At 63.1% G+C, this 23,924-nt stretch carries 22 protein-coding genes; 21 read left to right on the top strand and 1 reads right to left on the bottom strand.

Annotated elements, in window-relative coordinates; translation table 11 throughout:
* The first annotated feature begins 4 nt into the window (after positions 1-4).
* Both AAIH46_RS12195 and murJ read left to right on the top strand, forming a co-directional pair.
* Positions 5-2,845, top strand: coding sequence for a [protein-PII] uridylyltransferase (locus tag AAIH46_RS12195; RefSeq protein WP_430306125.1), 2,841 nt, complete (start codon positions 5-7; stop codon positions 2,843-2,845).
* Positions 2,842-4,416, top strand: coding sequence for a murein biosynthesis integral membrane protein MurJ (gene murJ, locus AAIH46_RS12190; RefSeq protein WP_430306124.1), 1,575 nt, complete (start codon positions 2,842-2,844; stop codon positions 4,414-4,416). Before AAIH46_RS12195 ends, murJ begins: the two co-directional genes overlap by 4 nt.
* Positions 4,417-4,438: 22 nt before the next feature.
* On the opposite strand, the gene AAIH46_RS12185 is transcribed toward murJ, so the two are convergent.
* A complete protein-coding gene (locus tag AAIH46_RS12185) occupies positions 4,439-4,861 on the bottom strand; it encodes a YcbK family protein (RefSeq protein WP_430306123.1) in 423 nt (140 codons plus the stop codon).
* A 356-nt stretch (positions 4,862-5,217) separates the two neighbouring features.
* Here AAIH46_RS12185 and AAIH46_RS12180 point away from each other — a divergent pair, with 356 nt between their 5' ends.
* The 19 genes from AAIH46_RS12180 (at position 5,218) to metK (ending at position 23,922) form a co-directional block, all read left to right on the top strand.
* Positions 5,218-6,816, top strand: a complete 1,599-nt coding sequence (locus AAIH46_RS12180; protein WP_430306122.1) for a peptide ABC transporter substrate-binding protein — start codon at positions 5,218-5,220, stop codon at positions 6,814-6,816.
* 63 nt (positions 6,817-6,879) lie between these two features.
* The gene (locus tag AAIH46_RS12175; protein ID WP_430306121.1) at positions 6,880-7,803 is read left to right on the top strand and encodes an ABC transporter permease subunit; all 924 of its coding nucleotides are present in this window, start codon (positions 6,880-6,882) and stop codon (positions 7,801-7,803) included.
* The gene (locus AAIH46_RS12170) at positions 7,796-8,932 is read left to right on the top strand and encodes an ABC transporter permease (RefSeq protein WP_430306120.1); all 1,137 of its coding nucleotides are present in this window, start codon (positions 7,796-7,798) and stop codon (positions 8,930-8,932) included. Before AAIH46_RS12175 ends, AAIH46_RS12170 begins: the two co-directional genes overlap by 8 nt.
* 2 nt (positions 8,933-8,934) lie before the next feature.
* Entirely contained in the window at positions 8,935-10,542 is a 1,608-nt protein-coding gene (locus AAIH46_RS12165) for an ABC transporter ATP-binding protein (RefSeq protein WP_430306119.1), read from the top strand.
* 55 nt (positions 10,543-10,597) lie between these two features.
* Entirely contained in the window at positions 10,598-11,002 is a 405-nt protein-coding gene (locus AAIH46_RS12160; protein WP_430306118.1) for a VOC family protein, read from the top strand.
* Positions 11,003-11,138: 136 nt separating this feature from the next.
* Positions 11,139-12,203, top strand: coding sequence for a tryptophan--tRNA ligase (trpS, locus tag AAIH46_RS12155; RefSeq protein ID WP_430306117.1), 1,065 nt, complete (start codon positions 11,139-11,141; stop codon positions 12,201-12,203).
* Between the two features lie 156 nt (positions 12,204-12,359).
* Positions 12,360-12,854 carry a universal stress protein gene (locus AAIH46_RS12150; RefSeq protein ID WP_430306116.1) on the top strand — a complete coding sequence of 165 codons (495 nt, stop codon included), beginning with the start codon at positions 12,360-12,362 and terminating at the stop codon, positions 12,852-12,854.
* A 113-nt stretch (positions 12,855-12,967) separates the two neighbouring features.
* On the top strand, positions 12,968-13,534 hold the full coding sequence (locus AAIH46_RS12145; protein ID WP_430306115.1) for a NifU family protein: 567 nt from the start codon (positions 12,968-12,970) through the stop codon (positions 13,532-13,534).
* A 6-nt stretch (positions 13,535-13,540) separates the two neighbouring features.
* Entirely contained in the window at positions 13,541-14,206 is a 666-nt protein-coding gene (tsaB, locus tag AAIH46_RS12140; protein WP_430306114.1) for a tRNA (adenosine(37)-N6)-threonylcarbamoyltransferase complex dimerization subunit type 1 TsaB, read from the top strand.
* Positions 14,207-14,215: 9 nt separating this feature from the next.
* Positions 14,216-14,710: a GNAT family N-acetyltransferase gene (locus AAIH46_RS12135; protein WP_430306113.1), complete on the top strand. Its 495-nt coding sequence runs from the start codon at positions 14,216-14,218 to the stop codon at positions 14,708-14,710.
* A 41-nt stretch (positions 14,711-14,751) separates the two neighbouring features.
* Positions 14,752-15,180 (top strand): Fur family transcriptional regulator, encoded by a 429-nt coding sequence (locus tag AAIH46_RS12130; protein WP_430306112.1) that lies wholly within the window; start codon positions 14,752-14,754, stop codon positions 15,178-15,180.
* Positions 15,177-15,971 carry a lysophospholipid acyltransferase family protein gene (locus AAIH46_RS12125; RefSeq protein WP_430306111.1) on the top strand — a complete coding sequence of 265 codons (795 nt, stop codon included), beginning with the start codon at positions 15,177-15,179 and terminating at the stop codon, positions 15,969-15,971. Before AAIH46_RS12130 ends, AAIH46_RS12125 begins: the two co-directional genes overlap by 4 nt.
* Positions 15,972-16,014: 43 nt before the next feature.
* A complete protein-coding gene (gene miaB, locus AAIH46_RS12120) occupies positions 16,015-17,418 on the top strand; it encodes a tRNA (N6-isopentenyl adenosine(37)-C2)-methylthiotransferase MiaB (protein ID WP_430306110.1) in 1,404 nt (467 codons plus the stop codon).
* 37 nt (positions 17,419-17,455) lie between these two features.
* On the top strand, positions 17,456-18,511 hold the full coding sequence (locus AAIH46_RS12115; RefSeq protein WP_430306109.1) for a PhoH family protein: 1,056 nt from the start codon (positions 17,456-17,458) through the stop codon (positions 18,509-18,511).
* Positions 18,512-18,526: 15 nt separating this feature from the next.
* Positions 18,527-19,036 carry an rRNA maturation RNase YbeY gene (gene ybeY / locus AAIH46_RS12110; protein WP_430306108.1) on the top strand — a complete coding sequence of 170 codons (510 nt, stop codon included), beginning with the start codon at positions 18,527-18,529 and terminating at the stop codon, positions 19,034-19,036.
* Between the two features lie 9 nt (positions 19,037-19,045).
* On the top strand, positions 19,046-20,221 hold the full coding sequence (locus tag AAIH46_RS12105; protein ID WP_430306107.1) for a hemolysin family protein: 1,176 nt from the start codon (positions 19,046-19,048) through the stop codon (positions 20,219-20,221).
* An 85-nt stretch (positions 20,222-20,306) separates the two neighbouring features.
* Positions 20,307-21,917 carry an apolipoprotein N-acyltransferase gene (gene lnt, locus AAIH46_RS12100; RefSeq protein ID WP_430306106.1) on the top strand — a complete coding sequence of 537 codons (1,611 nt, stop codon included), beginning with the start codon at positions 20,307-20,309 and terminating at the stop codon, positions 21,915-21,917.
* 145 nt (positions 21,918-22,062) lie between these two features.
* Entirely contained in the window at positions 22,063-22,482 is a 420-nt protein-coding gene (locus tag AAIH46_RS12095; RefSeq protein WP_430306105.1) for a helix-turn-helix domain-containing protein, read from the top strand.
* Between the two features lie 198 nt (positions 22,483-22,680).
* Positions 22,681-23,922, top strand: coding sequence for a methionine adenosyltransferase (gene metK / locus AAIH46_RS12090; protein ID WP_430306104.1), 1,242 nt, complete (start codon positions 22,681-22,683; stop codon positions 23,920-23,922).
* Positions 23,923-23,924: the final 2 nt, after the last annotated feature.

Here is a 23,924-nt window from a genome sequence, read left to right as displayed (position 1 = left end):
TGACATGGCAAGACAAGAAATCGACTTCTCCGAACTTCTGGATGAGGCGCAATTGCGCGAGGAATGCGAGGCCATCGTCGGCAACGGCTCCGGCAAGATCCTCGAGATACGGGCAGCGTTGCTTCCGGTTCTGCGCCGGGCCAGCAACGAAGGCCGCGAGAAGGCCCGGCTGCTGCTCGACAGGGATGGCAGCGGCCTCAATTGCGCCGAGCGGATTTCCTGGGTGCAGGACCTGCTGATCTGCGTCATCTACGAGACCGTCGCGAAGCACCTCTACCGAAGCGCCGCACCCTTCGTCACCGTGACGGCCGTCGGCGGCTACGGCCGCGGCACGCTCGCACCGGGTTCAGACATCGACCTGCTCTTCCTGCTGCCGTCGAAGAACACCGAGGAAATGCGCCGGGCCGTCGAGTTTCTGCTCTACGTGCTGTGGGACCTCGGCTTCAAGGTCGGCCACGCCACGCGCACCGTCGAAGAATGCATAGCCCTGTCGAAACAGGACATGACGATCCGCACTGCGATCCTCGAAACCCGCTACCTGTGCGGCGAGCAGGGTCTGGCAGACGAGTTGCAGAAGCGCTTCGACCAGGAGATCGTCAGCAGCAGCGGCCCGGACTTCATTGCCGCGAAGCTTGCCGAACGTGACCAGCGCCACCAGAAGGCCGGCGATACCCGCTATCTGGTCGAGCCGAACGTCAAGGAAGGCAAGGGCGGCCTGCGTGACATCCAGACGCTGTTCTGGATCACCAAGTATCACTACCGGGTGCGCGAGCCGGCCGAACTGGTCAAGCTCGGCGTGCTGTCGCGCCAGGAGTGGCGGCTGTTCCAGAAGGCCGAGGACTTTCTCTGGGCGGTGCGCTGCCAGATGCACTTCCTTACCGGCAAGGCCGAGGAGCGCCTGTCCTTCGACATCCAGCGCGAGATCGCCGAAAGCCTCGGCTATCGGAACAGGCAGACCTTGTCGGCGGTCGAGCGCTTCATGAAGCATTATTTCCTGGTGACCAAGGATGTCGGCGACCTCACCCGCATCCTCTGCGCCGCGCTGGAAGAAGAGCAGGCAAAGCCGGCGCCCGGCATCACCGGCGTCATCACCCGCTTCCGTCGCCGGGTTCGCAAAATTCCCGGCAGTGCGGATTTCGTCGAGGACCAGGGGCGCATTGCGCTGGCCGATCCCGAGGTCTTCAAGCGCGATCCGGCGGGCATCATCCGGCTCTTCCACGTCGCCGATCTGCACGGCCTCGAATATCATCCCGATGCGCTGAAGGCGATCGCCCGCAGCCTGCACCTGATCAACGATGCGTTGCGGGAGGATGCCGAGGCCAACCGCCTGTTCCTCTCCATCCTCACCTCGCGGCTTGAGCCGGCGCTGACGCTGCGGCGCATGAACGAGGCGGGCGTGCTCGGCCGGTTCATTCCCGAATTCGGCAAGATCGTCGCGATGATGCAGTTCAGCATGTATCACCACTACACGGTCGACGAGCACCTGATCCGCGCCATCGAAGGACTGTCGCATATCGACAAGGGCCTGTTCGCCGATGAGCATCCGCTCGCCAACAAGCTGATGCCGCATATCGAGGAGCGCGAGGCGCTGTATGTCGCCGTGCTGCTGCACGATGTCGCCAAGGGTCGGCAGGAAGACCATTCCGTTGCCGGTGCCCGCGTCGCACGCAAGCTCTGCCCGCGCTTTGGCCTGAAGCCGAAGCAGACGGAACTCGTCGCCTGGCTGATCGAGCAGCATCTGGCCATGTCGATGGTTGCCCAGACACGCGACCTGCACGACCGCAAGACGATCACCGACTTCGCCGAGATCGTCCAGTCGCTCGACCGGCTGAAGATGCTGCTGATCCTGACGATCTGCGACATCCGGGCCGTCGGCCCTGGGGTCTGGAACGGCTGGAAGGGACAGCTGCTGCGGACGCTCTACTACGAGACGGAACTGCTGCTGTCGGGGGGGTTTTCCGAGGTATCGCGCAAGGAACGCGCCCGGGACGCCGAGGAAGCGCTTGCCCATGCGCTGTCCGGCTGGAGCCCGGAGGATGCCAAAACCTATTCCCAGCTCCACTATCAGCCCTACCTGCTGGCTGTGGCGCTTGACGACCAGGTCCGGCATGCGCAGTTCATCCGCCAGTCGGACAGTGCCGGCCATCCGCTGTCGACAATGGTGCGGACCGACAGTTTCCGCGCCATCACCGAGATCACCGTTCTCGCACCTGACCATCCGCGGCTGCTGTCGATCATCGCGGGCGCATGTGCTGCTGCCGGTGCCAACATCGCCGACGCGCAGATCTACACCACCTCCGACGGCCGGGCGCTGGACACGATCCTGATCAACCGCGAGTTCCAGGACGACGAGGACGAGCTGCGGCGGGCAGCGAACGTTGGTCGGATGATCGAGGACGTGCTGTCGGGCAAGAAGCGGCTGCCGGAAGTCATTGCCACGCGCGCCAAGTCGAAGAAGCGCAACAAGACCTTTACCGTCCATCCGTCGGTGACCATCTCCAACACGCTTTCCAACAAGTTTACAGTCATCGAGGTCGAGGGGCTGGATCGCACCGGCCTGCTCGCCGACATGACCGTGGTTCTGGCCGACCTGTCGCTCGACATCCACTCGGCGCGCATCACCACCTTCGGCGAAAAGGTCATTGATACCTTCTACGTCACCGATCTTGTCGGTCAGAAGGTGACCAACGAGAACCGCCAGGGCACGATCGTCCAGCGCCTGCGGCAGGTGCTGTCGGAGCAGGAGGATGAGCTGCGCCGCGGCATGCCGTCCGGCATCATCGCGCCCGATCCGGCAGCCGTCGCCCGTGACAACGGGCCGCGCAAATCCAGGGCAGACGCATGAGCCTCGTCAAGAAATTCGCAACCGTCGGCGGCGCGACGCTTGGCAGCCGGCTGTTCGGCTTTGCCCGCGAGACGCTGATGGCAGCCGCCCTCGGCACCGGCCCCATGGCCGACGTCTTCTATGCCGCCTTCCGCTTCCCCAACCTGTTCCGCCGGTTGTTTGCCGAGGGGGCGTTCAACGCCGCCTTCGTGCCGCTGTTTTCCAAGGAGATCGAGGCGAATGGCGTCGACGGCGCCAAGCGCTTTTCGGAGGAAGTGTTCGGCGTCCTGTTTTCGGCGCTGCTGGTGATCACCATCGCCATGGAGCTGGCGATGCCGCTCCTGGTGCGCTTCGTCATCGCGCCGGGCTTCGCCGACGATCCGGAAAAGACCGCGCTTACCATCCGCCTGGCTGCGATCATGTTCCCGTATCTCATGTGCATGTCGTTGACGGCCATGATGAGCGGCATGCTGAACTCGCTGCATCATTTCTTCGCGGCGGCGGTGGCACCGATCTTCCTCAACCTGGTGATGATCGGCGTGCTGTTCTACGCGCTCTGGAACGGCGCCGACCCACTGACCACCGCCTGGTACCTGTCCTGGGGCGTGCTGGTGGCGGGCGTCCTGCAGCTGGCCGTGGTCTATATCGGCGTGCGCCATGCGGGCATCAGCATCGGCTTTCGCATGCCGCGCATGACGCCCAACGTCAAACGCCTGCTGATCCTGGCGGTGCCGGCGGCGGTGACCGGCGGCATCACCCAGATCAACCAGATCATCGGCCAGGCCATCGCGTCTGGCAAGGAAGGCGCGATCGCCGCGCTGCAATATGCCGACCGTATCTACCAGCTGCCGCTCGGCGTGGTCGGAGTCGCCGTCGGCGTGGTGCTGCTGCCGGAACTGGCGCGAGCGCTCAAATCCGGCCACATGAAGGAAGCGGCGGGCATCCAAAACCGGTCGCTGGAGTTCGTGCTGTTCCTGACTCTGCCGGCGGCGGGCGGGCTCTGGGTGCTTTCGGACGCTATCATTCGCGTGCTTTACGAGCGCGGCGCCTTCTCGGCGGAAAATACGGCGGTCGTTGCCTCGATCCTTGCCATCTACGGGCTTGGACTGCCGGGCTTCGTGATGATCAAGGCGCTGCAGCCGGGCTTCTATGCGCGCGAGGATACCCGCACGCCGATGCGGTTCACCATAGTCTCTGTGATCGTCAATTCGGCGCTGGCGATCAGCCTCTTCCCATTGATCGCCGAGCGCGGCATCGCCACGGCGGAGGCAACGGCCGGCTGGATCAACACCGTGCTGCTGTTTGCGACGCTGGTGCGGCGCGGCCATCTCGAATGGGAGTGGGCGCTGGCGCGTCGCACGCTGATGCTGCTCGTATCGACGGCGATCATGTGTGCCGCTCTGACCTATGCGCTCACTCACGCCAGTCGGTATCTGTCGCCCGGCACAGGGCTGCTGGAGCAGGTGGCGGCGCTGCTCGTCCTGATCGGGATCGCCATGGTCGTCTATTTCGGCTGCGCCTTCCTGATCGGTGGTGCCGATCTCGGGATGATCCGCCGCAACCTGAAGCGCAAGCGCAAGCCTGGCGCCTGAGGCGTCGGCCCCGGTCTCTGTCCTAGCAGTAGACCCAGCGGCGCTTCGGCCCGACATCCACATGGATGATGCCGTTGCAGTAGCGGCCGATGCCGCCGATCCCGGGCGCGGTGCTGGCTGCCGCGACGACGGTGCGGTCGGAAACGCCGGGCACGCGGATGTCGGCCGCCAGGCAGTTGCTGTGCTGCGAGGTTCCGGAGCGCGGCCGGTGGCCGGAGGTGACGATCGGCTTGCGGCCGGTCTTGCCGGCGATATGCGCCAGGATCGCTTCCAGCTTTTCGGGGAAGCAGCCTGTGCGGACGCTGACGCGCTGTACGGTATAGGCGGCACTGTAGTCGTGCTTGAACAGGTTGCCGCGTCGTTTTTTCGTGGTGTTGGTGTCGTCCGCCAGGGCCGACGAGCAGGCCATCAGGGTGGCCAATGCGACGCAAAACAGGGTGCGCATTAGATCTCCGTCAATTGTGAAAATCCGTCGGGTAAGCCCGAATGGAACTGACGGAGCATTTCGTTCCAGAAAGTGACGCCAATAAGGACGAAATTGCTCAAACTAGCGATAAATGCGGCCTTTATCGTTAATTAGCATTAACTTTTGCCATGATCGTGGATATTACGGCGGGGCCAGGGCACGAGAGCCTGCGGCAGGCAAGGCCTCGACGGCGCGGGACGAAAGGTTCGGGCGCAATGGCCGGTTGAAAACCGGCGAGGCCTAGCGAAATTGGCGGCGGTCCTATTGTTTTCCGATCAGGATTCGCATTTCTACTTTGCGCATACCCATAACAATCCGGGGAAAAGGAGAACCCAATGGCCTTCATCAAACACAAACTGGCGACCACGGTGCTGGTCGGTTCGCTGTTGTTCGGCGCCGGCAACGCATTTGCAGAAGTCGTCCTGCATCGCGGCAACAGCGGCGAGCCGAAGTCGCTCGACTACGCGCACATCTCGATCAACATCGAAGGCTTCGTCATCTACGACCTGTTCGAAGGCCTGACCATCCACGGTCCCGACGGCAAGATCCTGCCCGGCGCCGCGGAAAGCTGGACGGTTTCCGATGACGGCACCGTCTACTCGTTCAAGATCCGCGACGACGCCAAGTGGTCCGACGGTTCGCCGGTCAAGGCCAGCGACTTCCAGTTCGCCATGCGCCGCATCGAAGATCCGAAGACGGCCGGCGAATACGCCAATCTCCTCTACCCGATCAAGAATGCCGAGAAGGTCAACAAGGGCGAACTGCCGCTCGACCAGCTGGGCGTCAAGGCAACCGGCGACAAGACGCTCGAGATCACCCTGGAGCGCCCGACCCCGTACTTCCTGCAGCTGCTGGCGCACTACACCGCGCTGCCGATCAGCCAGGCCAACTACGAGAAGTTCGGCGAGCAGTTCGTCAAGCCTGGCAACATGGTGTCGAATGGTGCCTTCAAGCTGCAGGCGCATGTGCCGAACGACAGCCTGACCGCCGTCAAGAACGAGAACTACTGGGACGCCCAGAACGTCAAGATCGACAAGGTCGTCTTCTACCCGATCGAAGACGATGCAGCGGCTGTCCGTCGCTTCGAGGCCGGCGAACTAGACGTCACCTACAACTTTTCAGCCGATCAGCTGAAGCGCCTCAAGGAAAAATACGCCGAGCAGGTGCGTGTCAGCCCGGCGCTTGCCACCTACTACTACGCCTTCGACATGCGCCAGCCGCCGTATGACGACGTGCGCGTCCGCCAGGCCCTGTCGATGGCCGTCGACCGCGACTTCCTCTCGCAGGAAATCTACTCGGGCGCCCAGCTTCCGGCCTATGCTTTCGTGCCGCCGGGCATGGAAGGCTATGAGAAGCCGGCAATGACCACATTCGCCGACATGTCGCAGATCGATCGCGAAGACGAAGCCGTCAAGCTGATCAAGGAAGCCGGCTACGGCGAGGGCGGCAAGCCGCTCAACATCGAGATCCGCTACAACACCAACACCAACCATGAGCGTGTCGCAACCGCGATCGCCGACATGTGGAAGACGGCATTGGGTGCCAATGTCTCGCTGGTCAACCTCGATGTTGCTTCGCACTATTCGTACCTGAAGGAAGGCGGCAAGTTCAACGTCGCCCGCGCCGGCTGGTCTGCCGACTACGCCGATCCGGAAAACTTCCTGGCGCTGGCGCTGAGCGACAACAAGGCCTTCAACTACAGCCACTACAACAACCCCGATTACGACAAGCTGGTGAAGGCTTCGTACGAAGAGATGGACGTGGCCAAGCGCATGGAGATCATGCACCAGGCCGAGGAAATTCTGATGAAGGAACAGCCGGTGGCGCCGCTGATGGTGTCGGCCGACCTGTGGCTGGTGTCGAAGAAGGTCAAGGGCTGGCAGGATAACGCCGTCAACGAGCACCTTTCGAAGTTCCTCAGCGTTTCCGAATAACCGAGAACAGGAGACGGACGCGCGGCGGGAGAAGGTATTCCGTCGCGCGTTCGTTATCAGGGCATGTTGAACTTCATCTTCCGGCGGCTGATGAGCGCCATTCCGACGTTGTTCGTCGTCATCACCATTTCCTTCTTCCTGATGCGCGTCGCGCCGGGCGGTCCTTTCGATCTTGAAAGACCGTTGCCGCCGCAGACGATGGAACTGCTGGCCAAGACCTACCAGTTCGATCAGCCGCTTTGGAAGCAGTACATCACCTATATCGGCAACGCCCTTCGCGGCGATTTCGGGCCGAGCTTCATCTACAAGGACAACACGGTTGCCGAGCTGATCGCCCAGGCGCTGCCCTATTCGATCCAGGTCGGGTCGATAGCCCTCGGGCTGGCTCTGGTCGGTGGTGTCATTCTCGGCACCATTGCGGCCCTGCGTCAGAACGGCGCCATCGATTTCGCGTTGATGACCTTCGCCACCGTCGGCATGACGATCCCCAATTTCGTCATGGGACCGGTGCTGACGCTGATCTTCGCGCTCATCCTCGCCTGGCTGCCGGCCGGCGGCTGGGGCAATGGTTCACCCTATTATCTCGTGCTGCCGATCACCGTCCTGGCACTGCCGCAGCTGGCCGTGTTCGCCCGCCTGACGCGCGGCTCGATGATCGAGGCGCTGCACACCGACCATATCCGCACCGTTCGCGCCTACGGCCTGCCATCGCGCGTCGTGGTGTTCACCCACGCGCTGCGCGGCGCCATGCTGCCGGTCGTCTCTTACCTTGCGCCGGCTGCCGCCGCGCTGCTGACAGGCTCGGCCGTGGTCGAAAGCATCTTTACCATTCCCGGTGTCGGCCGCTTCTTCGTGCTCGGCGCGCTGAACCGCGACTATCCGCTCGTCATGGCAACCGTCGTCCTGGTGGCCGTGTTCGTGATCGTTTTCAACCTGCTCGTCGACATCGCCTACGGCTTGCTCGATCCGAGGGTTCGCCATGACTGAGACAACCACCACAGAGACGCCGATCCTGCCCAAGGCAGTGGTCGGCCGCAGCCTCGGGCAGTTGGCCTGGCTGCGCTTCCGCCGCAACAAGGCGGCCATGGGCGGCTGTCTGATGCTGATCCTGATCGCCCTGTTTTCCTTCGTTGGGCCGCTGTTTTCGCCGCACGCCTACGACCAGGTCTTCTCCTCCTACGTCTCCGTGCCGCCAAGCCTGACGCCGCGGCCCGATCCGGAAACGCTGGAAGACGTGGCAGGAGCCGCCGCCAAGCGCGCTCGCCTCACCCTCGACAGCTTCGAGGTCGAGGACGGCACGTTCACAGCCCGGATCAGTTCGCCCCGGCCGATCGACGAGCGCACAGTGCGCTATTTCGACCGCGTCAACGAGTTCCGCAACACGGCGGTCAAGGAGACCGCGCCCGACCAGCTGTCGATGGTGCTGACCGGCAATGTCGCGCAGGAATATTTCCCCTTCGGCACCGACAGCAACGGTCGCGACCTGCTGGTGCGGGTGATGCTCGGCGGCCAGATCTCGATCGCGGTGGGCATCGCTGCATCGCTCGTCTCGCTCGGCATCGGCGTCATCTACGGCGCCACCTCCGGCTATCTCGGCGGGCGTGTCGACAACGTCATGATGCGCATCGTCGAGATCCTCTATTCGCTTCCCTTCGTCTTTCTCGTCGTCGTCATGGTGGTGTTCTTTGGCCGCTCCATCGTGCTGATCTTCGTCGTCATCGGGGCGGTGCAATGGCTGGAAATGGCCCGCATCGTGCGCGGTCAGACGCTGTCGCTCAAGCGGCGTGAATTTGTCGGTGCCGCCCAGGCGCTCGGCATGAGCGACTGGCAGATCATCCGCCGCCACATCATCCCCAACACCATCGGCCCGGTTATTGTCTTCGTTACGGTCGTCGTCCCGCATGTCATCCTGACGGAAAGCTTCCTCTCCTTCCTCGGCCTCGGCGTCCAGGCGCCGCTTGCCAGCTGGGGATCTCTGATTTCCGAAGGGGCTGCCAACATGCAGAACGCGCCCTGGCTGCTGATCTTCCCGGCCATCTTCTTCGTCGCCACGCTGTTCTCGCTGAACTTTGTCGGCGACGGCCTGCGCGACGCGCTTGATCCCAAGGATCGCTGAACATGGATACCATTGACACCAACCCGACCGTTCTTTCAGTCAGCGACCTGAAGGTCGACTTCACCACGCCCGACGGCGAGGTGAATGCCGTCAAGGGCACCAGCTTTTCCGTGAGGAAGGGCGAAACGCTCGCCATCGTCGGCGAAAGCGGCTCCGGCAAGAGCCAGACGATGATGGCGATCATGGGCCTGCTCGCCTCCAACGGCCGTGTTTCCGGCTCCGCTCGCTACGGCGAGACCGAACTGGTCAATGCCAGCCTGAAGCAGCTGAACACGGTGCGCGGCTCCAAGATCACCATGATCTTCCAGGAACCGATGACCTCGCTCGACCCGCTCTACACGATCGGCAAGCAGATCGCCGAGCCGTTGATCTACCATCGGGGCCTGGGCAAGTCGGCCGCCCGCGCGCGGGTCCTCGAGCTGTTGAAGCTCGTCGGCATTCCCGAGCCGGAACGGCGCATCGACAGCTATCCACACGAGATGTCGGGAGGCCAGCGCCAGCGCGTGATGATCGCGATGGCGCTTGCCAACGAGCCTGATCTGCTGATCGCCGACGAGCCGACGACGGCGCTCGACGTGACGATCCAGGCGCAGATCCTCGACCTGCTCGCCGACCTGCAGAAACGCTTCGGCATGGCGATCATCCTGATCACCCACGATCTGGGCGTTGTGAAGCACGTCGCCGACCGGGTCGCCGTCATGCGCCGCGGCGAGATCGTCGAGCAGGGAAGCCGCGACGACATCTTCGAGCGTCCGCAGGCAGACTACACGAAGATGCTGCTCGCCGCCGAACCGAGCGGCACCAAGGCGCCGCCGGCGGCCGATGCGCCGGTGATCCTCGAGGGCCGTAACGTGGTCGTCGACTTCGACATCGGCTCAGGCATCCTGTTCAAGAGCAAGAAGACCTTCCGCGCCGTCGATAGCGTCAACGTCACGCTGCGGCGCGGCCAGACGATCGGCATCGTCGGCGAGTCCGGTTCCGGCAAGTCCACCCTCGGGCGGGCGCTGCTGCGGCTCCTCGAATCGGACGGTCGCTACCGGTTCGACACCAGCGACATCTCGCTTCTCGACCGCCGGGCGATGCGCCCGTACCGCAAGCAGATGCAGCTCGTCTTCCAGGACCCATACGGTTCGCTGTCGCCGCGCCAGACGGTCGGCGAGATTATCACCGAAGGGTTGTTCGTCCACGAGCCGGAATTGTCGAAGGCAGAGCGCGATCGCCGGGCGATCGCGGCCCTCGAAGAGGTCGGGCTAGACCCTCAGGCCCGCAACCGCTACCCGCACGAATTCTCCGGCGGCCAGCGCCAGCGCATCGCCATTGCTCGCTCTATGATCCTGAAGCCGAAGGTCGTCATTCTCGACGAGCCGACATCGGCACTCGACCGCTCCGTCCAGCGTCAGGTGATCGAGCTGCTGCGCGACCTTCAGCAGAAGCACGGCCTGTCCTACGTCTTCATCAGCCACGATCTGTCCGTCATCCGTGCGATTTCGGATCATGTGGTGGTGATGAAGAACGGCCGCATCGTCGAGGAGGGGCCGACCGAGGACATCTTCGAGGATCCTGCCCAGGATTACACGAAGGCGCTGATTGCCGCCGCCTTCACCCATTGATCGCTTTCATGTTACGCCCGGTTCGCCGGGCGTAAATGTTTTGGAGAACCGCCGCATGCCGAGCCTGTTCCTCGTCACGCTCGTCGTCGACGACTACGACCGCGCCAAGGCGTTCTATTGCGACGTCCTAGGCTTCGACTGCGTGGTCGATCAGCCGCTCGACGACGCGGGCAAGCGCTGGCTGGTGGTGAAGCCGACAGGAGGCGAGGGCGCCTCGCTTCTCCTGGCGCGGGCGGACGGCGACGGGGAGCATGCCGCGGTCGGCAACCAGACCGCAGGCCGCGTCGGTTTCTTCCTCAGCACCGACAATTTTGCCCGTGACCATGCAGCCTTCACGGCAAACGGCGTCACGTTCATCGAGGAGCCTCGCCACGAGCCCTACGGCACAGTCGCGGTCTTTTCCGACCTCTATGGCAGCCTTTGGGACCTGATCGAGCATCGTGGCGAAACTGCCTCTTGATCGCAGGCCATCCGCCGTGCTTCAAGCGCGCCGTTAGTACCATGGCCCTCAGGGGCGGAACGCGGACAGACCTTCACCCTTTCCGATGATCCGTTTCCGAAAGCCTGTGGCCCTCCACCAGCCTATCGAGGACGATATGAACAGCTTCAAGCCGCTTGTTTTCTCCGGCGTTCAGCCGACCGGCAACCTGCATCTCGGCAATTATCTCGGCGCCATCCGCAAGTTCGTGGCGCTGCAGGAGAACAACGACTGCATCTACTGCGTCGTCGACCTGCATGCCATCACCGCCCAGCTCGTGCATGAGGACCTGCGCGGCCAGATCCGCTCGATCGCTGCCGCCTTCATCGCGTCGGGTATCGACCCCGTGAAGCATATCGTCTTCAACCAGTCGGCCGTGCCGCAGCATGCGGAACTTGCCTGGGTGTTCAACTGCGTCGCCCGCATCGGCTGGATGAACCGCATGACGCAGTTCAAGGACAAGGCCGGCAAGGACCGCGAGAACGCCTCGCTCGGCCTGCTCGCCTATCCAAGCCTGATGGCCGCCGACATCCTCGTCTACCGTGCCACCCATGTGCCGGTTGGCGATGACCAGAAGCAGCATCTGGAGCTTGCCCGCGACATTGCCCAGAAGTTCAACATCGACTTCCAGGAGAAGATCCGCGCCAACGGCAAGGGTGTCGACATGGTCGTCGGCGAAGAGCCGATCCACGGCTTCTTCCCGCTGGTCGAGCCGCTGATCGATGGTCCGGCGCCGCGCGTCATGTCCTTGCGCGACGGCACCAAGAAGATGTCGAAGTCCGATCCGTCGGACCTGTCGCGTATAAACCTGATGGACGATGCCGACGAGATCCTGAAGAAGATCCGCAAGGCGAAGACCGATCCGGAAGGCCTGCCGTCGGAACTGGAAGGCCTGAAGGGCCGGCCGGAAGCCGACAACCTGATCGGCATCTATGCAGCGCTCTCGGATCGCACCAAGGAAGACGTTCTGAAGGAATTCGGCGGCCAGCAGTTCTCGGTGTTCAAGCCGGCGCTTGCCGATCTCGCCGTCCACGTGCTGGCACCGATCACCACCGAAATGCGCCGGCTGATGGACGATACCAGCCACATCGACGCCATCCTGCGGGACGGCGGTGAGCGGGCAGGCGCGCGGGCGCAGGCGGTGATGGACGACGTCTTCGACATCATCGGCTTCCTGCGCTAGTCGCTGACGACCAGCCGGAAGTCGGATGATCGGTGACTACCGTAAAAATCTATGCCCGTCGCAGTCTCTGCGGCGGGTTTTCATTTTCGCCGGTTCGTATAATTTCGCCATCACGACTGCTTCGGTCGTGAACGTGGACGGGAATGAGAGGCGAGCATGGTTTCGACAAGACTTTCCAGGCTCGAAGGACACCGGCGCAAGTTCATGGCCGTCATCGACGGCACGCCGGAGTGCGAAAAGGCCATTCATTATGCCGGCCGCCGGGCACAGAACACCAATGGCGGCCTGGTCCTGCTGTTCGTCATCCCGGAAGGCGATTTTCAGCAGTGGCTGGGCGTCGAGCAGATCATGCGCGCCGAAGCCCGCGAGGAAGCCGAGGCGGTGATGGCCAAGGCGGCGCAGAAGGTTCGCGAGACGATCGGCATCGATCCGGAAGTGGTGATCCGCGAAGGCGTCCCCTCCGAGCAGATCAACGCCGCAATCGAGGAAGACCGCGACATCGCAATCCTTGTGCTTGCCGCCGGATCCTCGGCCAAGGAAGGCCCCGGACCTCTGGTCGCCTCCCTTGCCGCGCGCAGCACCGCGTTCCCGATCCCGGTGACCGTCCTGCCGGACACGTTGAGCGACGACGAAATCGATGCGCTTTGCTGACAGGGTCTTGACCCTCCTGTGTCAAAGGCGCACTTGAAAGAAAACCTGATCCGGACTATCTTCTTTGGAAGAATTCTAAACTGGCGCCGTCTTGGCTGCCGAGGAGCACCGTGATGTTCATCCAGACCGAATCCACCCCCAATCCGGCAACGCTGAAGTTCCTGCCGGGCAAGGTCGTGATGGAAAAGGGAACGGCGGATTTCCGCAATGCCGACGACGCGGAAGCTTCGCCGCTTGCCGCCCGCCTGTTCGATATCCCCGGCGTGACGGCCGTCTACTTCGGTTACGATTTCGTCACGGTGACCAAGGAAGCCCAGGAATGGCAGCACCTGAAGCCGGCCATCCTCGGCTCGATCATGGAGCACTTCATGTCCGGCCAGCCGGTCATGGGCGGTTCCGCCAGTATGGCGGAAGCCACGGATGAGGAAGGCGAGTTCTTCGCCACCGGCGACGAAACTATCGTCGCGACGATCAAGGAGCTCCTGGAGACGCGTGTTCGCCCGGCGGTTGCCCAGGACGGCGGCGATATCACCTTCAAGGGTTTTCGCGACGGCACCGTCTATCTCAACATGAAGGGTGCCTGCTCCGGCTGCCCGTCCTCGACCGCGACCCTGAAGCACGGCGTGCAGAACCTGCTCAAGCACTTCGTTCCGGAAGTCCAGGCCGTCGAGGCTCTCTGATCGCCGATGAAGCTTCTCGCCATCGATACGGCCGGGGTGGATTGTTCCGCCGCGGTCTATGACGCCGACCGATCGGAAGTCCTGTCGCAGGCGATGGAGCGGATCGGCAAGGGTCACGCCGAACGACTGATGGCGATGATCGACGAGGTGCTGGCGCAAGCCCGTCTCGACATGCAGGATATCAATCGAATTGCCGTGACCATCGGACCCGGATCCTTCACCGGCATCCGGGTCGGCGTTGCCGCAGGGCGCGGACTTGCGCTGGCGCTCGGGGTCGAGGCCGTCGGCGTGACGACGCTGGAGGCGATGGCGAGGACATTTCTTGCCGAAGTGCGGACTGGATTGACACCCGTCATCGCCGCCATGGATGCCAAGCGCGACGAGATCTATGTGCAGGCGTTCTCAGCCGACGGACGGCCGCTTGGAGATCCGGCGATCGTCTCGCTCGACAGCCTGAAGTCCATGGCGGCCCGTCTCGGCGCGACGGTCGTCGGCAGCGCTGCGGCACTGCTGCAGGGCGAGCCGGGATCCACGGAACCGGACCGCTTCGACATCGCCATGGTTGCCCGCATCGGAGCCGCGGCGGGTCCCGGCGCGGCGCGTCCGAAACCGCTTTACCTGCGTGGTCCGGATGCTAAACCCCAGGACGGATTTGCTCTTGCCCGTGCCTGACGATTCGCAATGTTCGACGACTATCTGACCTGGAAACCCTTCTTCGATATCGCTCCCATGCTGCTCGACGATTGCCGCGCGGTCTCGGATCTGCACGGCCAGCGCTTCGCCCGGCAGTGGGGCGACGGGGAGATCGCCAGTCTCTTGATGCAGCCGGGCGTCTTCGGCTTCTGCGCCTTCCAGACCAATGCCTTTTTCAGTCGGCCGCTGGGCGGCTTCGTTCTCTCCCGCGAAGCGGCTGGTGAGGCGGAAATACTGACGATCGGTGTGGCCGAAAAGGTCGGCCGCAGCGGCCTCGGCTGGCGTCTGATGCAGGCCGCCCTGCGCGAGGCCACGGTGCGCGGCGTCGAGACGATGTTCCTCGAGGTTGAGGAGAACAATGTTGCTGCCGTCGGGCTTTACCGGCGGCTGGGCTTCGAGCAGGTTGCCCGTCGACCGGCCTACTATGCGGCGGCCGATGGCACGCGGTCCGCGGCGCTTGTCATGCGGCGCGATCTTCGTTAGTCCGTTCAGATGAGCGACCGAGAATGCAAGGCCGGTACGATATGACGGACCTTTCAAAATCCCTTGAGGAGCTGTGTGCGGAACGCGGCATGCGGATGACCGAGCAGCGCCGGGTCATCGCCCGTATCCTGCAGGACAGCGACGATCATCCGGACGTCGAGGAGTTGTATCGCCGCTCCACCCGGATCGATTCGCGCATCTCGATTTCCACTGTCTACCGGACGGTAAAACTGTTCGAGGATGCCGGCATCATCGAGAAGCACGATTTTCGCGACGGCCGTTCCCGCTACGAGACCGTGCCGGAAGAGCATCACGACCACATGATCGATGTGAAGACCGGCGCGGTGGTGGAATTCCGATCGGCTGAAATCGAGGCGCTGCAGGAGCGCATCGCCCGCGAGCATGGCTTTCGCCTCGTCGGTCATCGTCTGGAGCTTTACGGTATTCCGCTGGACAAGGACGACACGTGATCAACTGGCTGCGGATCGGCCTCATCGTCATCATCCTCTCGGTGGTGACGCTTGTCCTTCTGCCGTTCCAGCTGCTGGCCCTGCGCTTCGACTGGCGGCTGCGCCGTCGTCTGCCGCGCTGGTGGCACCGCATCGCCTGCTACATGCTCGGCATCCGGATCCGCACACACGGACGGATCGAGGCCCGCAGACCGCTGATGCTGGCGGCGAACCACGCCTCGTGGAAGGATATCCTCGTCCTCGGGGCAGTCGCCGACGTTGCCTTCATCGCCAAGGCGGAAGTGGCCGACTGGCCGGTCTTCGGGCTGCTCGCAAAATGGCAGAAGTCGGTGTTCGTCGTTCGCGAGCAGAAGCGCCGCACCGGCGATCAGGTCAACGAGATCGCCGACCGGCTTGCCGGCGGCGAGATCATCGTCCTGTTTCCGGAAGGCACCACCTCCGACGGCAACCGTCTTCTCGACGTCAAGTCGTCGCTGTTCGGCGCTGCCGCCGCAGCTGTCGCCTCGGCGCCGGACGGAGTCGTCTACGTCCAGCCGGTGTCGATCGCCTATACCGGCATCTACGGCATGCCGATGGGTCGCTACCATCGACCGATCGCCGCCTGGCCGGGCGATGTCGAACTGGTGCCGCATCTTCTCGGCGTGCTGAAGGCGCAGGCGATCGATGTCGATGTCGATTTCGGCGAGGTGGTCGAGTTTCGCGCCGAGACCAATCGCAAGGTTGCCGGAGCGACCGTGGTCAGCCGCCTGCGGGCGCAATTGCAGCGCCGGCTTTACCGCCGAGCCGGCTGAAACATCCTTCTAATCCGGGCGATCTTGCAGTAAAGAAGCCACCATGACCGAACAGACCGCCACACTTCCTGCCGCTGCCCACACCGGCGGTGACATCGCCAACACGCGCAAGGTGTTCATCAAGACCTACGGGTGCCAGATGAACGTCTACGATTCGGTGCGCATGGGCGATGCGCTGGCGAGCGAAGGCTATGTGACCACCGACGCCATGGAAGAGGCGGACCTCGTTCTCCTCAACACCTGCCACATCCGCGAGAAGGCGGCCGAGAAAGTCTACTCAGCTCTCGGGCGCCTGCGCGAGATGAAGAAGGAGCGCCGGGCGAACGGCGGCGAGCTGATGATCGGTGTTGCCGGCTGCGTCGCCCAGGCGGAAGGCGAGGAGATCCTGCGGCGTGCGCCGGCGGTCGACGTGGTCATCGGGCCGCAGACCTATCATCGCCTGCCGCAGGCGCTGCGGCGGGCGCGCTCCGGCGAGCGGGTGATCGAGACCGATTATGCGGTCGAAGACAAGTTCGAGCACCTGCCGAAGACCGACAAGGCGCAGATCCGGGCGCGTGGCGTGACGGCATTCCTCACCGTCCAGGAAGGCTGCGACAAGTTCTGCACCTTCTGCGTCGTCCCCTATACGCGCGGTTCGGAAATCTCGCGGCCGCTGTCGCAGATCATCGACGAAGCGCAGCGGCTGGTTGATGCCGGAGTGCGCGAGATCACTCTGCTCGGGCAGAACGTCAATGCCTGGCACGGCGCGGGGCCGAACGGCGAAAGCTGGGGGCTCGGCGACCTGCTCTACCGGCTGGCGGAAATCCGAGGCCTCGCGCGGCTGCGCTACACCACCAGCCACCCGCGCGACATGGACGACCGGCTGATCGAGGCGCACCGCGACCTGCGTGCTCTAATGCCGTACCTGCACCTGCCGGTCCAGGCGGGCTCCGACCGCATTCTGAAGGCGATGAACCGGCGGCATACCGGCGAGGAATATCTGCGGCTGATCGAGCGGATCCGCTCCGCCCGTCCCGACATCGCGCTCTCGGGCGATTTCATCGTCGGTTTTCCCGGCGAAACGGATGCCGATTTCGAGGACACGCTGCGGCTGGTGGAGACGGTCCGCTACGCCCAGGCCTTCTCGTTCAAATATTCGACGCGTCCCGGAACTCCCGGCGCCGACCTCGGTTCGCAGGTCGCGGACGCGGTCAAGGCAGAGCGGCTGGAGCGGTTGCAGGCGTTGTTGCTGAGGCAGCAGCACGAGTTTGCCGAGGCCTGCATCGGCCGGACCATCGACATCCTGCTGGAGAAGCCGGGCCGGATGCCGGGGCAGTTGATCGGCCGGTCTCCCTGGCTGCAGTCCGTCAATGTCGATGCGGCGTCATCGCAAATCGGTGACATTATTTCTGTACGAATCGTCGGCACAGGACCAAACAGCTTGTTTGCCGAGAGAATTGAGCGTTAACTTAGGTCTTGGTGGATCTCTTGAGGAGCCTGACTGCTTGAACGGACGTGAACTGGTAACCTCACCCTCGCGCCACAGCCGAACCTCAGCGGTCGACGCCAATCACTTCGTCTTGACGTTCGAGAACAACCGCCTTGCCAGCGAGTTGTTCGGACAGTTTGACCAGAACCTCAAGCTTCTGGAAGAGCGCCTGCAGATCGATGCGCGCGCCCGCGGCAATTCCGTCAGCATTTCCGGCGAGGTCGTTGCCACCAACCAGGCGCGCCGCGCTCTCGATTTTCTCTATGAGCGCCTGCAGAAGGGCGGCTCGGTGGAAACCTCCGACGTGGAAGGTGCAATACGCATGGCCGTTGCGGCAGACGATCAGCTGACCCTCCCGACCCTGGAGCGGAAGGCCAAGCTTTCCATGGCGCAGATCTCGACCCGCAAGAAGACCGTGCAGGCGCGCACGCCGACGCAGGACACCTACATGCGGGCGCTGGAGCGCTCCGAGCTGGTCTTTGGCGTCGGTCCCGCCGGTACCGGCAAGACCTATTTGGCGGTTGCCCATGCCGCACAGCTGCTCGAGCGCGGCGCCGTCGACAAGATCATCCTGTCGCGGCCGGCCGTCGAAGCCGGCGAACGCCTGGGCTTCCTGCCCGGCGACATGAAGGACAAGGTCGATCCCTATCTCCGGCCTCTATATGATGCGCTCTACGACATGATCCCCGGCGACAAGGTCGAGCGGGCGATCACGGCAGGTGTCATCGAGATCGCCCCGCTCGCCTTCATGCGCGGACGGACGCTGGCGAATGCCGCCGTCATCCTCGACGAGGCGCAGAATACCACATCGATGCAGATGAAGATGTTCCTGACGCGCCTTGGCGAAAACGCCCGGATGATCATCACCGGCGACCCGAGCCAGGTCGACCTGCCGCGCGGCGTCAAGTCCGGTCTGGTCGAGGCGTTGCAGATCCTCAAGGAGATCGAGGGGATCTCCGTCGTCCGGTTCAAGGACACAGACATCGTGCGCCACCCGCTGGTCGGCCGCATCGTCCAGGCTTACGACGCGCAGTACGCTGTTCACGAGGAAAGCGAGGAGCAGGACCGCTGAGGCGGACCGGATGCGATGCCCGACATAGACATACAGATCAGCGTCGAAGACGAAGGCTGGCCGAGCGAGGACAGCCTCTTCACCTTGACGGACAAGGTGATCTCGGCTGCAGCAGCCTATCTGCAGGCGCAGGAGAAGCAGCCGTTTCCGGCGCAACCTTCCGAGCTTTCCCTGGTTTTCACCGGGGACGCGGCGATTCGCGAGATCAATGCCGAGTGGCGTGGTCAGGACAAGCCGACCAACGTCCTGTCGTTCCCGGCCTTCCCCGTCCTGCCGGGCAAGATGCCGGGGCCGATGCTGGGAGATATCGTCATTGCCCGGGAGACCGTCGAACGGGAAGCGATCGATCTCGACAAGCCTTTCGATGAGCACCTGACGCACCTTCTGGTGCACGGTTTCCTGCATCTTTTCGGCTACGATCACATCGAGACTGACGAAGCAGAGACAATGGAATCCCTTGAGACTCGCATTTTGGCCACGCTTGGCCTATCTGATCCCTATGCGGGACAAGATCCCATAGTGTAAATTGGAACGATGAACGATAATCCGACAAGCGCCGTCCGCGACGGCAACGACTCCGAGCAGTCGTCTTCCGAAGAGGGCGGCAGTCCGGCGAAACGTGACGCTCCGCACCGATCGCACAGCTCCTTCTGGGCACGTGTGGTCCGGCTGCTGAGGCCATCGCAGGGGGAGCGACTGCGCGAAGATCTTGCCGATGCGCTGCTGACCGATACCAATGTCAGCAACGCGTTTTCGCCCGAAGAACGGGCCATGCTGCACAACATCCTGCGCTTCCGCGAAGTCCGCGTCGAAGACATCATGGTGCCACGCGCCGATATCGAAGCCGTCGACATGACGATGACGCTCGGCGATCTTCTCATTCAGTTCGAGGAAAACGGCCGCTCGCGGATGCCGGTCTATGCCGACACGCTGGATGATCCGCGCGGCTTCGTCCATATCCGCGATCTCCTGTCCTATCTCGCCAAGCAGGCGCGCAACCGTCGCCGCGGCGCAGCGGCGAAGGCTGTCCATGTCGATGCCGCCCCGGATGCGGTGCTGAAGGAAAAGACCGTGCGCACGCCGCGGCCGGCGTTCGACCTCGGTCGCGTCGACCTGAGCACGACCGTTGCCGATGCCGGCCTAGTGCGCAAGATCCTCTTCGTTCCGCCGTCGATGCAGGCTTCCGACCTGTTGCAGAGCATGCAGGCGGCACGCACGCAGCTGGCGCTGGTGATCGATGAATATGGCGGCACCGACGGGCTGGTCAGCCACGAAGACATCGTCGAGATGGTGATCGGCGACGTCGAGGACGAGCACGACAATGAGGAGGTCATGGTCTCCCGCACCAGCGATGATGTCTTCATCGCCGATGCGCGGGTCGAGCTTGAGGAAATCGCCGCAGCGATCGGCTCGGACTTCGATGTCCGCGATCAGCTGGAAGACGTCGATACGCTCGGCGGCCTGATCTTCTCGTCGCTCGGCCGCATTCCGGTGCGTGGCGAACTGGTGCAAGCTGTTCCCGGGTTCGAATTCCAGATCCTCGACGCCGATCCCCGCCGCATCAAGCGGGTCCGTATCGTCCGCAAGCGGCAGCTCGTGGCACGTCGGCGGCTCGCCAAGGGTGAGGCCGATCATGGCGGTCCAGAGAGCCCACCGCCGCCTCACCACCCGAACACCGCCGACAGCGGTGCCGAACAGCGTGGACCCTGAACCTGTTCCTGCGTAAACACGACGGGGCGAGGGTGACGTGCTGCGGCGCTGGCCGTTGCGGGCGATGAGCGGGGAACGGTAAGCAATGGAGCGGATTGCCAGCAAGGTCATCCTTCTGTGGGGTGTGCGTCGGGCGATCCTGGCGATCCTTGCCGGTGCTCTCGGTGCGCTTGCGCTGCCGCCTTTCTCCTTCATCGGCGCACTCTTCGTCTCCTTCACCCTCCTCGTCTGGCTGATGGACGGGGCCGCCTCGGCTCCCGGAACCGGTTTCTTTGCCCGCTGGCGATCGAACTTCTGGCTCGGATGGCTTTTCGGCTTCGGCTATTTCGTCGCCGGCCTCTGGTGGCTGGGTAATGCGCTGCTCGTCGATGCAGAGGGTTTCGCCTGGGCCTTGCCGCTCGCCATCTTCGGGCTTCCTGCCTGTCTTGCCATCTTCTGGGGGCTTGCCACGTGGCTTGCCGGGTGCCTGTGGTCCGACGGCTTCGGCCGGCTCGCGGCACTTGCCGTCGGATTTGGCCTGGCGGAATGGTTGCGCGGCTTCCTGTTCACCGGCTTTCCCTGGAACACTATCGGCTACGGCGTCATGCCGATCCCGCTGATGATGCAGTCGGCCGGTCCCATCGGCATCTTCGGCGTCTCGACGCTTGCAGTGTTCGTGCTGTCGGCACCAGCCCTGCTCGGCACCCGTCGCGGACTGGCGGGCGGCCTGACGCTTGCCGCAGTGCTGGCCGCAGCACATCTCGGCTACGGCGCCTATCGACTGTCTGCGGCACCGGCACCGGCACCGGCAGTCGACGCCCAGGGCGAGCAGCCGCTCGCCGTGCGCATCGTCCAGCCGGTCATCGACCAGGCCCGCAAGATGGACAATTCCGACCGGGTTTCGGTGTTCGAGGAGCATCTGGCGCTCAGCGCGCTCCCGCCAAAAGACGGCGCGCGCCGACCCGACGTGATCATCTGGCCGGAAACCTCGGTTCCGTTCATCCTCACCCAGAATCGTGACGGCCTGACCCGCATCGGAGACATGCTGTCTGACGGCCAGATCCTCATCGCCGGCGTGGTGCGTGCCGAGGACGCGGTTCCGGGCCAGCCGCCGCGCTACTATAATTCGATCTATGCGATCGATAGCCAGGGCCAGATCATCGGCGCCGTCGACAAGGTCCACCTGACGCCGTTCGGCGAGTACCTGCCCTTCGAGGATCTCCTGAACAGCTGGGGCATCGGCAATGTCGTCGAGATGCCGGGCGGCTTCACGGCCGGCACGCGACATGCGCTGATGACGCTTCCGAGCGGCCGGTCCTTCTATCCGCTGATCTGCTACGAAGCGATCTTCCCCGATGAGATCGAGCCGCTGGTGGCAGGCGCGGCAGCACTGCTCAACGTCACCAACGATGGATGGTTTGGCGACACACCCGGCCCCTACCAGCACTTCCAGCAGGCGAGACTGCGGGCTGTGGAAAACGGCATCCCACTGATTCGCAGTGCAAATAATGGAATTTCCGGTGTCGTCGATGCATTTGGCCGGGTTGAACAGGGGCTGGCGCTTAATCAGAAAGGCGTCATTGATGCCACTCTGGGTGGTTCTCCTGTCCCGGTTTGGGACAGCTACGGCCGGCAAACGCACTTCTGGTTGATAGTTGTCGCCCTGTTCCTGATTGCAGGAATTTCTCGTTTTGGTTTCAAATTCAGGCTCAATTGACCGCAAACCCCTAAGAACGCATAGTGTGCCGCTCTCCGTGTCGACGTATGCTGCTCTTGATCGCCCGGGCACCGGTAAGGTCAGTTATGTCGAGAAGCACGTCATGAGGGCGGTGGGGGCCTGAGATTAACCTAGGACTTTTGCAATGATTGAGAATAAGAAGAAGCCGAACCCGATCGACATCCATGTGGGAAGTCGCATTCGCCTTCGGCGCACCATGCTGGGCATGAGCCAGGAAAAGCTTGGCGAGAGCCTCGGCATTACTTTTCAGCAGATCCAGAAATACGAAAAGGGGACGAATCGCGTCGGTGCAAGCCGTCTGCAGAACATCTCCAGCATCCTCAATGTGCCCGTATCGTTCTTCTTCGAAGATGCCCCTGGCGATCAGGCTCCCAATGCAGCCGGCATGGCCGAAGCGACCAGCTCGAACTATGTGGTCGACTTCCTCTCGTCCTCCGAGGGACTGCAGTTGAACCGCGCATTCGTCAAGATCAGCGATCCGAAGGTCCGCCGCAAACTGGTCGATCTCGTCAAGGCGCTCGCCGCCGAGGCTGAACTCGAATAGATCCCATCCTCCCGGATCCGGAAGTTGAGAGCGGCCACCAGGCCGCTTTTTCATGTCTTGATCGCCAGGGATCCGTGTTTCTTCCGGATCGCCTGCTGCCATGGCCGTATAAAGATATATTTATGTCGTTGTGTCCTTGTCATTTCAAGCTGAACTCACTACGACAATCAGCGGTTTGTTCTTGAGGGGAATCCCAGCATGCGCGCCAATTATCTGTTTACCAGCGAGTCCGTCGCTGAAGGCCATCCCGACAAGGTCTGCGACCGGATCTCGGACGAAATTGTCGATCTCGTTTACCGTGAAGCGACCAAGACGGGCGTCGATCCGTGGAAGGTGCGCATCGCTTGCGAAACGCTCGCCACCACCAATCGCGTGGTGATCGCCGGCGAAGTTCGCCTGCCGCCGAGCCTGATGAAGCAGGACAAGGACGGCAACGAGGTCATCAACCCGTCCAAATTCAAGGCGGCTGCCCGCCGTGCGATCAAGGATATCGGCTACGAGCAGGACGGTTTCCACTGGAAGACCGCCCGCATCGACGTGCTGCTACACTCGCAGTCGGCCGACATCGCGCAGGGCGTCGACAACGCTGCCGACCAGCAGGGTGACGAAGGTGCAGGCGATCAGGGCATTATGTTCGGTTACGCCTGCAACGAGACCCCCGACCTGATGCCGGCGCCGATCTACTACTCGCACCGCATCCTGCAGCTGCTGGCCACCGCCCGCAAGAAGGGTGAAGGCGAAGTCGCCAAGCTCGGTCCCGATGCCAAGAGCCAGGTGACCGTCCGCTACGTCGACGGCAAGCCTTCGGAAGCCGTCTCGATCGTGCTGTCCACCCAGCATCTCGACGACAGCTGGGACAGCGCCAAGGTCCGCGAAGTCGTGGAACCCTACATCAATGAAGCGCTGGGCGACCTGAAGATCGCCGACGACTGCAAGTGGTACATCAACCCCACCGGCAAGTTCGTCATCGGCGGTCCCGACGGCGACGCCGGCCTGACCGGCCGCAAGATCATCGTCGACACCTACGGCGGTGCCGCACCGCATGGCGGTGGCGCTTTCTCCGGCAAGGACACCACCAAGGTCGACCGTTCGGCTGCTTACGCCGCACGTTACCTGGCAAAGAATGTCGTTGCTGCCGGCCTCGCCGACAACTGCACCATCCAGATCTCCTACGCGATCGGGATCGCCCAGCCGCTGTCGATCTACGTCGATCTGCACGGCACCGGCAAGGGTGCAACCGAGGACCAGGTGGAGGCGGCGATCCGCCAGGTGATGGATCTTTCCCCAACCGGAATTCGTCGACATCTTGACCTTAACAAGCCAATCTATGCAAAGACTGCTTCCTACGGCCATTTCGGCCGCAAGGCTGGCCGCGACGGTTCCTTCTCCTGGGAGAAGCTCGACCTCGTCAAGCCGCTGAAGGAAGCAATGAAGGGCTGAGA

The sequence above is a fragment of the Rhizobium sp. 0TCS1.26 genome, from assembly GCF_050455525.1.
Taxonomy (GTDB): Bacteria; Pseudomonadota; Alphaproteobacteria; order Rhizobiales; family Rhizobiaceae; genus Neorhizobium.
The sequence above is the reverse complement of the archived record's forward strand: the minus strand, read 5'-3'. Positions and strand labels throughout refer to the sequence as shown.